This is a genomic window from Rhizobium sp. 01N447_2, assembly GCF_056399245.1.
In genome coordinates, this window is the sequence record NZ_JBFTQY010000115.1 from 1 (window position 1) to 14,043 (window position 14,043).

Below are 14,043 nucleotides of genomic sequence, written 5' to 3' on the forward strand. Positions count from 1 at the left end.
CTTCTCAACAAGCGAGCGCAGGTCCATCATATCGTCGGTCATCGGTAGTCTTTCTATCAGGTTGGTCTTGAACAACCCGACCCTACCGGAAAAACACTGGTGACCACCGCTACCTTGCTACACCACGTCCTGGGACACGATCCGTATTGGCTAGCTGGTCTTCCCAGTCCGCACGCCGGCGCCGGCTTTTCGCGCCGATGGAACGCCATTTTCTGAGCAGGTGATCTGGGATTTCGAATGGAGGAAGGTCCCATTCCAACTTTTTGCGCGCGCCGGCGATCTCGTCCTCGCCGGGAGCATCGCTGTGCGCCTTCCGCGTCCCTGAGATGGTGGGAAAACCGAAACCGATTATCGTTTTGCAGGAGATAAGAGAGGGCCGATCTTTCGCGTCATGTGCATTTTTGATGGCTGCTCGTATCGCGTCCGAATCATGTCCGTCAATTTCTTGGACGTGCCAATTGGAAGCACGGAAGCGCGCGGCTTGATCATCCGAAACCGAAAGATTCGTTGGTCCGTCGATCGTCACCGAATTGTCATCGAAAAAGGCGATCAGCTTTCCGAGCCCCAGATGTCCCGCGAGCGAAATGGCCTCGTGGCTGATGCCCTCCATGAGACAGCCATCGCCAATGAATACGTAAGTATGGTGATCAACGAGATCATCCGTAAAGCTAGCATTCAGAAGTCGTTCCGCGAGCGCAAATCCTACGGAATTCGCAAGGCCTTGTCCCAAGGGTCCGGTGGTCGTCTCGATACCAGGAATGTGCCAGTATTCAGGGTGCCCAGCTGTCTTGCTTCCGATCTGCCGGAACTTCTTTATATCGTCGATGCTGATCCCGTCGTATCCGGCGAGGAAGAGGAGCGAATAAAGCAACATGCAGCCGTGTCCATTTGAGATCACAAATCGATCTCGATCGGGCCAGGAAGGCTTCAGGGGATCGAATTTCAAGAATTCACTGAACAATACGGTAGCGACGTCCGCCATACCCATTGGCATACCGGCGTGGCCGCTCTTGGCATGTTGGACTGCGTCCATAGAAAGAGCTCGAATGCAATCGGCAAGCTTCCTCATGCGAACGTCGGTTGGCTGAGGAGGCTCGAACGTGTTTGCTGTGAGATCAGCTGGCATAAAGGGATCCTTTCAGTTTTAGGCAAACAGGCCTCGACCATCGCTCGTCGCCTCGTCAATCCGGCAACGCTGGTGGTCGTCTGAGCAACACGCGTCGGGGCGACGCGGCTCAGCGAATGGCGCAATATTATTGAAGGGAGTGGGATTGCGAAAATTCCCGTACGTTATTCAATTGATGCAGACTGGGCATACGCCCGTCATCTGTCTTTTCGTCAGTTCTAGCCTTCGGGTCTCCGGTCGATCATCGTTGCGAAGCGGGTCCCGGGAAAACGATGATCAGACGCCCGGCGATCAGTGAAACAGGCGTTCAGTCCAATTGTCGAGAAGTCGGAAGGCACACCAACCAACCCGATGGGGAAAGTCCCGGCGAGCACTAGCCGCCGGGTCTTCACAGCAGGCCCGGATCAAACCACCTTGCGGGAATTCATCGCGCCGAGCGGCGATGCGGGCTGCTCGGAGGCATTGAAGACGGAGGTCGTCAAAATAACCGCTACGCCGAGAACGCCGTAGTACCAGGCCGCGATACCCGAAAAACTGAAAACGAAGAGCGCGGCCAGAAACACCACGCCGACGGCGCGATCGACCCAGAGATGAACGGAATAGGGAATTACCCTTATGATGCCAGTCGGGTGATTGGTCAGCATGGGCAAAATGAGCGCCGCGACGCCTGTGATTACTGACAGCCACATCGCGACTTGGCCGCTCTGACCGAGCTTCAGTGCGAAAGGTGCAACGAGCAGAACGACAGCAACGGGATAATCAATGAGGTAAGCGTGGATATTCTTGGTAACGAAACGGAACGGCATCGCGGAATCCTTCGAGCGATTGACAGATACTGGTCGTATTTGCACCGCCGAAACACAGGCGAATGTTGAGGCTTTGTGGCCCACTCGCTTGCCGCTATGGGATTGGGTGCGGTGCCACTGCAAACTAGGCTGATGCCGACTGCTTTAGAAATGCCGGCTCGTTATCGTTTTCATTCCGCTCCTACTTCCGATGCAAAACGGGAGATCGTGGTTTGCAGAGCCACTAGCTCACACCGCGGCGGATCGGCAGCGTGTGGCCAATCCCGTCATCAAACTGGTCGCGCAACCGAAGCTCGACTCCCGACATCGCATAGGCACGTCGTCGTTCGCTTGGTCGCCGAGTTCAGCCGACTTCCTCGACGACGAGCTTCCTACCCTTAAACTCTAGGTTTTCGCCTGCCCGCATACCCTCAATCTCTGTGAATATGGGCGACATCGTCGAGATACCCATGATCTCTTGGCCTTCGCAGAAAAACCTTGCTGTTGAAACAGCCACGATGAAATATCGGCCTGAGAGTTTTATGAGGGCACCCTCCTGCACACTTGATTTCGGTCCAAAATCGATTTTTTGCAGATTCTCGATTTTCTCGGCRTGGTCGTGGACGGTATCATCGAGCGCCTCGGAAAGGTCGCTCGCTATTTCGGCCTGGGCTTGCTCATCGTCTTCAATCGGCTCGCTTCGATCGAGGCGCGCGTCGCCGACATAGTCGAGATATTTCTCGCGGGCGCTCTCGAGTGCACTGTTTTCGAGCGAAAGCATCGTTTCCCGAATAATCTGCTTGTCCATTTTATCGTCTCCGTGTTGCGGTTCTTTTGGTATTTAGCACAATGTCCAGGACAGCGAACCGACGTCGCTGTGCTGCTAAGCGATGTGGTGTCCAGCCGCCGTAAGGCAATCGATGGACGCTGCGGCATCGCGGTTCCGCATAAAAATATACTCCCCGCCGAACGTCGACACGACGAAAACCTCAATGCCGTTCTCGGCGACTGGCCGGACTATGGAATGAACCGATCCAGATTCCCTCGGCGATGTCGGACCTTCCAGCTTGAAACATGCCCAGTCTCCGTCGCTCGTTACTCTGGCGGGTACGCGGTTCTTGAGACAAATTACCGAAAGCTCATCGGCGCCGCGGCTCACACTGACGAAGCCATCGCCGTCGCACCAGGACGGTATCGGCGACAGACCAGGAAGTTGGGCTATGGTATATTCGCCATGCTGTCTCTTGAGAATAACGCCAACCACGCTTTCACACCTCGTTTCATTATAGTTTCAAATGAGCCTGGGACCAGAAATCCGATTTGATGCCGCGCGACAAAGGCTCCTTATCGGGATCGACGTCTTGGCGGTCAGCGGGAGTGATTGCTGGAAAACTTCAGTTTTCAGAGATCGTGACCGGGCTTCGGATATCACGGCGATCATAGCGTACTGTCGGCGCCTGCATTGTCGTAAGCTCTTCGCCGACCGTTGGGTGCACAGCCATGACAGACATGAAGTCTTTCATCGTCGCCCCACTACGCAATGCGATCGCGAGCACCTGGATCATCTCGCTCGCGTCTTCCGCGAAGATATGGATGCCGAGGATGCGGCTGCTCTCGTGGTCGACCACGAGCTTTAGGAGAGAGGATTCGCAGTCCCCTTTGACTGTTGCTTTCAGTGGCCGGAAGCGCGTCTTGTAAACGTCGACGGCAAGGTATTGTGCGCGAGCCTCTAACTCGGTCAGCCCCACTGAGCCGATCTCCGGGCTCGAGAACACGGCAGTCGGGATGTTCGAGTAGTCCACTTGCCACCAATTCTTCCCGAATACACTGTCGGCGAACGCATGCCCCTCGCGGATGGCGACGGGCGTCAGGTTAACCTGGTTCGAGACGTCACCAACCGCATAGATATTTGGGATGTTTGTGCGCGAGCTCGCGTCCACCATGATCGCGCCTTTCGCATCCGTCTTCACGCCGGCGCGGTCGAGCCCAAGCCCAAGCCCTGCCGTGTTCGGCGTGCGACCGAAGGCGAGCAGCACCTGGTCGGCGACAAGCCTGCCACCCTGTTCGGTTGTGACGCAGATGCTTCCGCCGGGAGACGTGTTGGATCCTGCGCCGGTGGGCTTGTCGAGGCGACGGATCGTATCGGAAAGCATCAACTTGATGCTACGGTTGGTATAGGACGACGCGACTGCCTGCCGGACGTCTTCATCGAACCCTCGAAGCACGTTACTACCGCGGCACACCATGGTTACGTCACTTCCGAGACCGGCAAAAAGCCCTGCGAACTCCACGGCGATGTAGCCCGCGCCGCCGATGACGACTCGGCTCGGGAGTTCCTTGAGATCGAATGCCTGGTCGGAGGTGATGCCGAGATCCATTCCGTCGAAGGGCGGCAGCTCTGGGCGCGCCCCCGTGGCGATCAGGATCGTACGGGCCCGCACGATCCTGCCGTCACCGACAAGGATAACGCTGTGTGCGTCCGCGAGCACTGCACGCGAATGAACGACCTCGACGCCGGAGCGATCCTGCCCATCGGCATATAGTCGTTCCAGACGCCCGATCTCCCGGTCTTTTGCGGCGACGAGCGAAGGCCAGTCGAATCGCGGTGCCGAAAGCTTCCAGCCGAATTCCGCAGCATCGTTGAAACTGTCGCTGAAGCGGCTGGCGTAAAGGAAAAGCTTCTTCGGAATGCAGCCGCGAATGACGCACGTTCCACCGAGGCGGCTCTCCTCCGCAAGCATCACTGTTGCCCCGTGACCCGCAGCAACACGTGCTGCGCGGATCCCGCCCGAGCCGCCGCCGACGACGAAGAGGTCCACGTCGAACACACGCTCAGGCGCTGTCGTAGCCGGGACGCGCGCGATCTCAGGCTCCGGATTTGTCAGTGAATGTTCGATATCTAGATTCCTCAAGGCATGTTCCAATCAATTGCGATTTGTAACAGCGCCCGTGAACATTGCGGGGCGCCACGATGCGCGCGGGGAGATCGACCAAGGTCTCCCACCACTTTTGATTCTCGCCATGCAGGAGGGTAGCGGCTCGGCGAGCGATTTAGACGGTTCGCAACCAATTTCGGATTCCTTGCGGCCCGAGGCCACCCTCCCACAATCATCTCGGCTACTGCGTCCCAGGACCCATCACAGAGCCCACTGTTTCCTCGGCCTCTGAGGACCGACAGCACGACACCAACCACGCGTTACACAATGATGCCGGCGAGGGCCGAAAAGGGTTCGCAATTCAGGCTGACGATGTCGCCGATGTACGGGGAAGCTGCACATTTCGCAGGCTCGCGGTCCGCACCACCGGTCCCGCCAAAGGACATTTCGCGAACAGAGACGATCACGCGCTCCGTGTCCAACCCGGTTACATGCGCCGCGGCACTCCGCACGGAGAAGCGAAGTAGCTCAGCAATCGGCCGCCAAGGATCCTTCTCGGCGAAGCCGTGARCGAATAAGCGGTCGCTCCCAGGCATCCGCGGATCCTCCGTTGACACCGCAATTAAGGATATGCCGATCCTTGTCGACATCCAGCCGGCACCGGCGACGAACGCGTGCGTGGTCTTTATCGCCTCACATAGCTTGACGCGCCGATCTTCTGTGAGGAAGCCGCTTGGTGTCCGAATCAGGTACGTAGCCATCTATCCCCCTGAATTACCAATCTCAATCGCCACCTGCCTCTAACACTGGTGCCCGGCATGGCTCGCCACCAAGGCATCGGCTTTCTTCTCGGTGGACTTGAATGCGAGGACATCAGTGACCCGCGTCTGACGACGAAATCCGGCGCAGAGACCTACGCCCTCGACTGTCTGATTTTTGTTGAATGCCCTGTTGCCCGACAAGCACTTTGCAGGGATGCCGCCAGTCACCTGATCTCGGTATCTGAGCTTGTGAGGAGGAAAGTGCCGCCAGTAGGTGACGGGACGTAGCCGATTCTGAGCTGAGGCACCCCGGCGTTTGTGTGTGGGTCATCACCAACGATCGGAGAATCGCTTCGCGGCTGGGAGAAAACACGTGGGAATACCATGTGCACCGTCGTGCCGACGCCTTCCTTGGACTCCAACCGGATCGCGCCGCCGTGTTGCTCGACAAACCTACGAACCTGGGGAAGGCCCAACCCCGTGCCGTCGCCGGCCGTTTTTGTGGTGTAATAGGGTTCGAAGGCTCGCGATAGGACATCCTCCGACATACCCGAGCCGGTGTCCGCCACCGTGATCACCACGGCGCCTTCAGGTGCCGCGGGAAGCCGATCGACGTTGGCTGCGCAGATCGACACGACACCGCCGCACGACATCGCCGCGTCCGCGTTTCGGCACAGGTTCAGCAGCGCAAAATAAAGTTGCTCGGGTTCCGCATTGAACTCCCAGAGGTCTGAACTGATCTCGACCTCCATCCGTGTCCGCTCGCCAAGTGCGTGGCCTAACGATTCGACCGCAGCTCCGAGGTCCTCTTGGCGCGCCACCTTTCTGCCAGCGGGGCGCGGGTGCCCGCCTGCATTTAGCAGGCTCCGACTCAGACGCGTGCCGCGATCAATTGCACGGTGCATTCGTTCGAATATGACCCCCCGAGCCTCGCAGTCTCCGAGGCGCTCCAGCAGCCGAAGACCGCCCCCGATTACCGAAAGCACATTGTTAATGTCGTGAACGAAGACCTTGGTGATCTCGTCTATCGCCTGTAAACGCTGAAGCTCTGAATAGGCTACGGGATTGGGTCGTTCGGTGAGCGGGATTTCGCGACACAAGACGCCTGAAATCTCTCCGTCACTTCCGATGAGCGGAATCTCGACCGACCGGGTCTTCGCCAGAGATCCTTGCTTCGAGCTGTGACGCACCGGTCGCACAAAAGTGGTGAATCCGCGGCTCGGTCCAATCGTAACTCCGCCGCGCTCGGCTAGGACGACGATTTCGTCGGGGAGTACTCCGATGACAGGACTGCTTTCCAGGTGGAGCGATGAAACTCTCGTTGACTCAGCCATTTGCATATCGGCCTCCAGGTTTGAAGTCTCGGGAACGATGATGCGCAGCACACTGTAGTCGGGAGCTGTAAAAGGGAAATCACCTATCGCCATCAAGTCGATAGCCTGTCGTTATCAGCGGCTCACGCGAGCTAAATCGTTCTTCTCGTGTTTGCCAGACACAAACCAATGGATTGCCGGCATTCCAAGGCACCGCAACCGGCAGTGCGTCCTTCTTCATGCTAGGAAGCCCCTCCGTTCAACGGAAAGATCCCCGGTACATCCGAGTTTCCGATGGGTTGGTCATTTGCCGATCTTAAGCGCCGTACCGCTCGGTTTTGATTGCTGCGGCATCGATCCCGGCTGTCAGGGCACCGTCTACGGCAACATTGACGAAAGTGTTCGACCCGCACACGAACACAATTTCGGGCAGAGAGGGCAGTCTTGCCACAACGTCGCCGATCATCGCCGCGTCAATACGTCGGCTGAAATCCGACCCTCGCGTCGCCGGCTCACGAGTCAGGGCTAGGGCGAAGGAGAAGCCGGACGTGGATTCTTCGGCGGCGACGAGTTCGTCTCCGAAGAGCGTGTCTCGCCTCGTGCGAGCGGACATCAGCAGCGCCGTCGGGACCCGCTGTCCGCTCGTGCGGCGGTAGCGGACCATCGCGGCAAGCGGCGCGACGCCGGATCCGGCCCCAATCAGCAGGACAGGTCCTGAAGCATCGCCTGGCCAGATGAAGTGACCACCTAAAGGGCCACGGAGCTCTATCTCATCTCCGACCTGCGCAACATCGTGGAAGAACGGCGATACCTCACCTGTCGGCAGGCGTTCGATGGCCAGCTCCAAGATTCCGGTAGAGCTCGGCGCTGAAGCGATAGAATAGCTTCGCATGGCGACGTAGCCATCGGGTGCGGTCAGCCGCACGTCGACATGTTGGCCCGCCTGGTGGGTGAAAGGGGCGGAAAGCCGCAGAAAAAAACTCTTGATGCTGGGCGTCCGGTCGACAATCTCAACAATCAAGCTCTTTTGCCACTGGGCCCGTGGAGTTGGCGCACCCTCAATCATTCGCATACCGCTGTTCGCGCCAAGGGTCGCCGTAGATGTGATAGCCGCGCAGTTCCCAAAACCCTGCTTCGTCTCGTTCGGTGAATTGCAACCCGTTGACCCATTTGGCGGACTTCCAGAAGTACAGGTGCGGCACGAGCAGACGCGCCGGCCCGCCGTGATCGGGTGCCAGCGGTTGGCCCTCGTATTTCACGGCCACCATCGCTCTACCGGATGCAAGGTCTGCAAGGGGCACATTGGTGGAGTACCCGTCATAGGAATGCGCTAGAACGAAGGCTGTCGGTGCCTCGATGCCAGCGTCTGCGAATATGTCGTCCACAGTGACGCCTTCCCATACCGTGTTGAGCTTGGACCAGGATGTGACGCAATGTATATCCCGCGTCATCTTTGTTTGCGGGAGGTCGTTGAACTCCGTCCAGGTCCAGAATTTCACCGGGCGCGGCCCGATCTTCAGCGTAAACTTCCAGGATTCCAGTTCGACGCGGGGCGTCGGGCCGGCGGAGAGCACGGGAAAGTTTTCGACCAGGTGTTGGCCGGGCGGAATGCGGTCGGAATGATTGTCCGTTGATTGCCTGCCGGTAAATCCGCGAGTGACCATTACAAACCTCTTTCTATTGGTTGACGGCGTGAATGCGCACATGAGACTGGAAGAGATTGGCCCCTTGATCTCAGGAGGGGAAATCACCTGTTGCCATCGACTTTATAGCCGATCGTTATGGATCTGGATCCACGACCCCGCGCAGCTCCAAGACGGGCGACGGTGTTTCGCTTGTGGCGCGATCGAGCAGCATGGTCAGGCGCATTACCGCCTCTGTCAACTTGAGAACCTCCTGCTCTCGGAGCTGATCGATCTTCTCATGGAGGAGCTCGATCTCCAGCTCCGCCTTCACATTGATTCTGTAGTCGTTCTCTGCCGCTCGGCGGTCGATGTCCTGCTGCCGGTTCTGGCTCATCATGATAACCGGAGCCGCGTAAGCTGCCTGGAAGGACAGAGCGAGGTTCAACAGAATAAATGGGTACGGGTCCCAGCCCCTCATCGTACCCACGACGTTGGCTGCAATCCAAACAAGCAGAATCGTACTTTGAATAATAATGAACGTCGACGACCCCATGACGCTCGCTACCGCATCGGCAATCGTCTGTCCGAAGGTCACACGCTCGATCGCTGACATCACGTCCATGGCCTCGACGCGAAGCGAACGTCGCAACCGCCTCAGGCCGTCGAGCATGTCGTGTTCTTCCTGCTCCACAAACTCACCCCCTTCACTGGTCTCTTCCGTCTGTCAGCATTCGTGTTCCCGCCCCTAGCCAACTCGGTACTTGCGGCAGAGTCGTCTGCTGCGAGAAAGCTCTTGCCTGACGTCGACTGTGACGAGGAACCGCTAGGTTTTGCGGAGAGCCGCGTAAAGGAATTGGATCGATAACTATCGGGAATGCCGCCGAACGGCTGGGCCATGAGCGGCTCGATTGATCGGAAACGTGACGCACCTGGCGGAACCGAAGAGCCTTGCACGGTCGGTTCTATCGTTTACGGAAAGGTGTCCGATTCATCGCTCTAGATCCAGCTGGGCTAGCGCTTCGATGGACTTTCCAAGGTCAAGGTCGGGAGGCGCGCGGCCCCTCGTTCGCAGCGGGTCGCGCTCCGGCCAACGATACGGCATCGATTTGATAGCCACGCGTCATTGGACGACCTGCTGAGCGGCCTCTATTGTAGATGGCAAACGCCCGGATTGGGGACATCTTTTAGTTCATCTTTCGGAATCTGCATGTAAGTCCTTTTCATAGAGGGTCGGCAAAGACAAAATGAACTACGACAAACTGAGGGGAGATCTGCTGTCCGCGTTCGGACCTGCAGATTGGAAGGCGTACGAATTTCTCGTAAACTGGATCCGGGAGCACGACTTCGCATCGCGTGCCCTGAATGTTGGTGACACCGCGCCGGACTTCTTGCTTCCCGATGCCGATGGTCGCTTGGTTTCATCAGAGCAACTACGGGGCGAAGGCCCCCTCGTCATAAGTTTTTTCCGTGGCGGATGGTGCCCCTATTGTACCGCCGAGCTGTGCGCCCTTCAGGCGGCGAAACAAGAGTTCGAAGATCTCAAAGCCAATCTCATCGTTCTCAGCCCGGACACAAGAAATTTCCCCCGCGACATGAAGCGCAACTTTGGACTCGACCTTCAGGTTCTCGCCGACGTCGACCATGGCGTCGCCATGTCCTACGGCGTCCTGTTTTCGGTTCCTGAAGAAATCCGGACCTATTACTCAAGCCTTGGAATTGATCTTGGGATGAGGCACGGGACATCCATCTGGATGCTGCCGCTACCGGCCACCTATGTCGTCGATCGCAGTGGCAGGATCCGGAACGCATTTATAGAGGCGGACTTCACCATAAGGCAGGAACCGATCGAGATCCTCGCGGCCCTGCGCAAACTAGCCGCAGAAAGCTAAGGCGGACCAGCCGGCACTCCGCTGCTCGGTCCCGTGAGAGTGTGATTGCGGGAATGCTCGCTCCGACGTGATCCCACAAAATCGACGACCTTCATCCGCCAGCGCGACCAACTCCTTCGCTACCGTATTCGGCGGGCGGCGTATGGAACCGTCGTGTCGGTCTTCCGTCGTTGGCATCGTTTCAATTCCCATCGGTCATTGGACCAGCGGCCGCTAGTCTCTTATCGATGTAACGGCTCTCACGGAGGACGGCAGCGATGCCCGACCTCCATTACAGTCCATTCTCACGCCGATCGGCGTGGAAACGTGTTCTCGACAAACCCAGCACGCATGCGTGCGGTCATCGTCGCGATCACCAACAGCAAACCATTATTCAAGAGGTCGCCTTATGGAACCAGTACGCCTATTCGAGTCGACCCTCGCGGCGAATGACTTGCAGCGTCTCTTTCATGAGGTGCGAAGCGCCAGCGAGATCCTTGCTGGGCCGCTCTCCGATGCCGACGCGACAGTGCAATCGATGCCCGATGCGAGCCCCGCGAAATGGCACCTCGCGCATACGACCTGGTTCTTTGAGGCAATGGTGCTCAGGCCGCATCTGTCAGGCTACCTACCTTACGACGCAGGATTTAGCTTTCTGTTCAACTCTTACTACGAGACGCTAGGCGCAAGGCAGCCCCGTCCCGGCCGTGGCATGATTACTCGTCCTTCGCTGAGCGAGATCCTCGTGTACCGCAAGTATGTCGACGCCGCAGTCCAAAAGCTGCTTTCCACTCCCATCGCACGTGACCTCGCGGAACTCGTCGAGCTCGGCTGCCACCACKAGCAGCAGCACCAAGAGCTTCTGCTCACCGACATTCTCCACCTCTTCGCACAAAACCCCCTCCACCCCGCTTATCGCGATCCGGCGCCCATCGCTGTCGGGATGCAGGCGTCGCCGCCATTATCCTTCATTTCCTTCGACGGCGGTCTCCATGAGGTCGGCCATGCCGGCCCCGGATTCGCGTTCGACAGTGAAGGCCCTCGCCACCAAGCAATGATCGAACCCTTCCGGCTTGCCGACCGACTTGTAACGAATGGGGAATGGATATCGTTCATTGAAGACGGCGGGTACAGCAACTCGCTTCTTTGGCTTTCAGAGGGCTGGGCGCGGGCGTCTGCCGACAACTGGGCTCTACCGCTATATTGGGAGAAGCGAGACGGGCAGTACTGGACGATGACACTGCGAGGGTTCCAGCCGGTGAACCCGACCGCGCCAGTCGCTCATGTCAGCTACTTCGAAGCCGACGCGTATGCGACCTGGGCCGGGAAGCGGCTGCCGACGGAAAGCGAGTGGGAGGTCGCCACACGGGGTCTCGACGTCGACGGTAACTTCCTCGACACAACCCGACTGCGACCAGAACCAGCAAGGCCGCGCGCCGGACTGCAGCAGATGTTCGGTGACGTCTGGGAGTGGACGCGCAGCCCCTTCACTCCCTATCCGCGCTTCCGGGCCGCGGAAGGCGCCGTTGGCGAATACAACGGAAAATTTATGTCAGGGCAGTTCGTCCTGCGAGGAGGCTCTTGCCTCACGCCGCCAGGCCACGTCCGGGCGAGCTATCGGAACTTTTTTCCAGGCCACGCCCGGTGGCAATTTTCCGGTTTGAGGCTGGCAGAGGACATCTGAGCACACACGCGGGCAGCACGGTCAAATCCGAAAGCCCACAAAGGAGAAGAGCATGAGCAGCGAAAAAATCATTCCGAAGATGGAAGTCATCGGTGCGGACGGGGTTCACGTCGGCACTGTGGATGCCGTCGTCGATGGCCGGATAAAACTTGCCGAGTACGACAGCGGCGAAGGCCCGCATAAGGGCCACAACCATTTCATCGATCTCGGCCTGGTCGCTGAAGTCGAAGGCCAGAAAGTTCGCCTGTCTGCAATCGCGGCAGTTGCTGTGACCTTCGAGGAAGAGAAGTCGGGAAAGTCGGTCTGAACTAAACGTTGCGCGTGCGGGATGCATCAACGGCCGGGCGCGATCCAATAGCGTCCAGCGTAAGTCTAGCCGATATGCCACCTTCCGCGCGTGCGTAAAGAAGTCAAAAGGAGAAGGTCATGAATTCCAAACTGGAGCAATTGCGAGCTATCACGACCATTGTCGCTGATACAGGCGACCTTGAGGCCGTGGCGCGATTCAAGCCTGCCGACTGCACTACGAATCCCACGATAGTGCTTAAGGCCCTCGGGACGGACGCATACCACCATGTCGTCGAGGAGGCTTTGGCCTGGGGACGGTCGAAGAATGGAAACTTTCGATACATCGCAGCCGCAACCGCCGACCGTTTGGCGATCTCGGTAGGCATCGAGCTCCTGCGGCTGGTGCCTGGCTATGTTTCCACCGAGGTTGACGCAACGCTATCGTTTAACGTCGCGGCCTCCGTCGCCAAGGCGAGGCAGATCATCGCGGACTATAAAGAGCGTGGTGTTGATCGCGAGCGGGTGCTGATCAAGCTCGCGTCGACCTGGGAGGGCATACGGGCAGCCGAAGTGCTGCAGCGCGATGGCATAAGGTGCAACATGACGTTGCTCCTTAATCAGGCTCAAGCAGTTGCCAGTGCCGAGGCTGGAGCATTCCTGATCTCGCCTTTCGTCGGTCGCATCTATGATTGGCACAAAAAGACTACGGGAGCGGAGCTGGCGCTCGACGAAGACCCGGGTGTCCGCTCGGTGCGTGACATTTACAATTACTACAAGGCGAACGGCATCGTGACGATTGTGATGGGCGCTTCGTTTCGAAATACCGGACAAATCGAAGCCCTCGCTGGTTGCGACCGGCTCACGATCGCGCCTGCACTACTGGAAGCGCTCTCGGCAGACAGCGGACAGCTCACGCGCGCGCTAGACCCAAAGGTGCTGTCATCGACGCCAGTTCAGAAGGAACCGGAGTCGATTTGCCACTGGTTCGTTGGCGAGAACTCGGTCGACATCAAACACCCGCAGCCTTCCGACCCAATGGATGAAATCACATTCAGATGGATCATGAATGGCGATCCCATGGCTACGGAAAAACTAGCCGAGGGGATCCGAATATTCGCACGAGACCTGCAAACGATGCGCGAAACCATGCAACGTCGCTTGCAGTCGTAGTTCCAATAAACGAGATGTCGGGTCGACGCGAGGCATCCCCCCGATCGGTCACGAATCCGTTTCCCAAGGGGTGCGTATTGCCTCGAATGGCCCCAAGTCAACAAAAGGAAAAGAGATGACGTCCGCAACATGGAATGGTGTGAAGATCGCGGAATCGAACGAGACGATCATGGTCGAAGGAAACCACTACTTCCCCCCGATTCAGTAAGAAAGGACTATCTTCGTCCAAGTTCTACGACTRGCCGGTGCCCATGGAAGGGTATGGCCGCCTACTATTCCTTGGAGGTAAACGGAAAGACGAACAGAGACGCGGTCTGGTACTACGCCGACCCTTCAGCGGCCGCCGACATCAAAGGCTACCTCGCGTTTTGGAACGGCGTTGAAGTCGGCTAGCGCGGGCACCGGTCTGCCGGCGCCCAAGTCCATCGAAGAGAACAGGTCTCGCGCGCTGCGCGAGGGAGTGGAGTATCTCATCGCATCCCAGCAGGCGGAGCGAGCGCTGAGCGCAGGGGCTCGGGCGCCCAGCTTTCGTCTGGCCGACCAGGAC

14 protein-coding genes and 1 pseudogene are annotated in these 14,043 nt (G+C 58.2%); 5 read left to right on the top strand and 10 right to left on the bottom strand.

All coding sequences use genetic code 11. The features are described from left to right. Positions 1-148: 148 nt before the first annotated feature. The 10 genes and pseudogenes from AC1ECN_RS36590 to AC1ECN_RS36635 form a co-directional block, all read right to left on the bottom strand. Positions 149-1,069 (bottom strand): annotated as a pseudogene (locus AC1ECN_RS36590) (thiamine pyrophosphate-dependent enzyme); the annotation flags it as partial. A gap of 461 nt (positions 1,070-1,530) precedes the next feature. Then, complete coding sequence (locus AC1ECN_RS36595) at positions 1,531-1,932, bottom strand: SPW repeat domain-containing protein (RefSeq protein WP_164592854.1); 402 nt, start codon at positions 1,930-1,932, stop codon at positions 1,531-1,533. 343 nt (positions 1,933-2,275) lie between these two features. Next, the gene (locus AC1ECN_RS36600; protein WP_164592856.1) at positions 2,276-2,719 is read right to left on the bottom strand and encodes a hypothetical protein; all 444 of its coding nucleotides are present in this window, start codon (positions 2,717-2,719) and stop codon (positions 2,276-2,278) included. A 75-nt stretch (positions 2,720-2,794) separates the two neighbouring features. After that, positions 2,795-3,175: an ACT domain-containing protein gene (locus AC1ECN_RS36605; protein WP_164592859.1), complete on the bottom strand. Its 381-nt coding sequence runs from the start codon at positions 3,173-3,175 to the stop codon at positions 2,795-2,797. Between the two features lie 130 nt (positions 3,176-3,305). After that, positions 3,306-4,739, bottom strand: a complete 1,434-nt coding sequence (gorA, locus tag AC1ECN_RS36610) for a glutathione-disulfide reductase (RefSeq protein WP_477955799.1) — start codon at positions 4,737-4,739, stop codon at positions 3,306-3,308. A gap of 368 nt (positions 4,740-5,107) precedes the next feature. Continuing rightward, positions 5,108-5,548 (bottom strand): hypothetical protein, encoded by a 441-nt coding sequence (locus AC1ECN_RS36615; RefSeq protein ID WP_477955790.1) that lies wholly within the window; start codon positions 5,546-5,548, stop codon positions 5,108-5,110. Positions 5,549-5,772: 224 nt separating this feature from the next. Then, a complete protein-coding gene (locus tag AC1ECN_RS36620) occupies positions 5,773-6,975 on the bottom strand; it encodes a two-component system sensor histidine kinase NtrB (RefSeq protein ID WP_164592864.1) in 1,203 nt (400 codons plus the stop codon). A 202-nt stretch (positions 6,976-7,177) separates the two neighbouring features. Further along, positions 7,178-7,927, bottom strand: a complete 750-nt coding sequence (locus AC1ECN_RS36625) for a ferredoxin reductase (RefSeq protein ID WP_204341537.1) — start codon at positions 7,925-7,927, stop codon at positions 7,178-7,180. After that, positions 7,920-8,525 (bottom strand): sulfite oxidase-like oxidoreductase, encoded by a 606-nt coding sequence (locus tag AC1ECN_RS36630; protein ID WP_164592866.1) that lies wholly within the window; start codon positions 8,523-8,525, stop codon positions 7,920-7,922. Before AC1ECN_RS36630 ends, AC1ECN_RS36625 begins: the two co-directional genes overlap by 8 nt. Positions 8,526-8,640: 115 nt before the next feature. Next, the gene (locus AC1ECN_RS36635) at positions 8,641-9,177 is read right to left on the bottom strand and encodes a DUF1003 domain-containing protein (protein ID WP_477955792.1); all 537 of its coding nucleotides are present in this window, start codon (positions 9,175-9,177) and stop codon (positions 8,641-8,643) included. A 553-nt stretch (positions 9,178-9,730) separates the two neighbouring features. Between AC1ECN_RS36635 and AC1ECN_RS36640 the strand changes: the two genes are divergently transcribed. From AC1ECN_RS36640 to AC1ECN_RS36660, 5 genes are all read left to right on the top strand, one after another. Then, positions 9,731-10,375 carry a peroxiredoxin family protein gene (locus AC1ECN_RS36640; RefSeq protein WP_164592868.1) on the top strand — a complete coding sequence of 215 codons (645 nt, stop codon included), beginning with the start codon at positions 9,731-9,733 and terminating at the stop codon, positions 10,373-10,375. A gap of 388 nt (positions 10,376-10,763) precedes the next feature. Beyond that, complete coding sequence (gene egtB / locus AC1ECN_RS36645) at positions 10,764-12,038, top strand: ergothioneine biosynthesis protein EgtB (protein WP_477955794.1); 1,275 nt, start codon at positions 10,764-10,766, stop codon at positions 12,036-12,038. Between the two features lie 52 nt (positions 12,039-12,090). Beyond that, positions 12,091-12,345, top strand: coding sequence for a DUF2171 domain-containing protein (locus AC1ECN_RS36650; protein WP_477955795.1), 255 nt, complete (start codon positions 12,091-12,093; stop codon positions 12,343-12,345). A 119-nt stretch (positions 12,346-12,464) separates the two neighbouring features. Beyond that, a complete protein-coding gene (gene tal / locus AC1ECN_RS36655) occupies positions 12,465-13,496 on the top strand; it encodes a transaldolase (RefSeq protein WP_164592874.1) in 1,032 nt (343 codons plus the stop codon). 129 nt (positions 13,497-13,625) lie between these two features. Next, complete coding sequence (locus AC1ECN_RS36660; RefSeq protein WP_477955797.1) at positions 13,626-13,889, top strand: DUF427 domain-containing protein; 264 nt, start codon at positions 13,626-13,628, stop codon at positions 13,887-13,889. Positions 13,890-14,043 lie beyond the last annotated feature (154 nt).

Bases quoted from the DNA above. Each gene is read 5' to 3' on its own strand.
- AC1ECN_RS36650 (WP_477955795.1), top strand. From the start codon at position 12,091: ATGAGCAGCGAAAAAATCATTCCGAAGATGGAAGTCATCGGTGCGGAC.
- AC1ECN_RS36625 (WP_204341537.1), bottom strand. From the start codon at position 7,927: ATGATTGAGGGTGCGCCAACTCCACGGGCCCAGTGGCAAAAGAGCTTG.
- AC1ECN_RS36620 (WP_164592864.1), bottom strand. From the start codon at position 6,975: ATGGCGATAGGTGATTTCCCTTTTACAGCTCCCGACTACAGTGTGCTG.
- AC1ECN_RS36630 (WP_164592866.1), bottom strand. From the start codon at position 8,525: ATGGTCACTCGCGGATTTACCGGCAGGCAATCAACGGACAATCATTCC.
- AC1ECN_RS36595 (WP_164592854.1), bottom strand. From the start codon at position 1,932: ATGCCGTTCCGTTTCGTTACCAAGAATATCCACGCTTACCTCATTGAT.
- AC1ECN_RS36640 (WP_164592868.1), top strand. From the start codon at position 9,731: ATGAACTACGACAAACTGAGGGGAGATCTGCTGTCCGCGTTCGGACCT.
- tal (WP_164592874.1), top strand. From the start codon at position 12,465: ATGAATTCCAAACTGGAGCAATTGCGAGCTATCACGACCATTGTCGCT.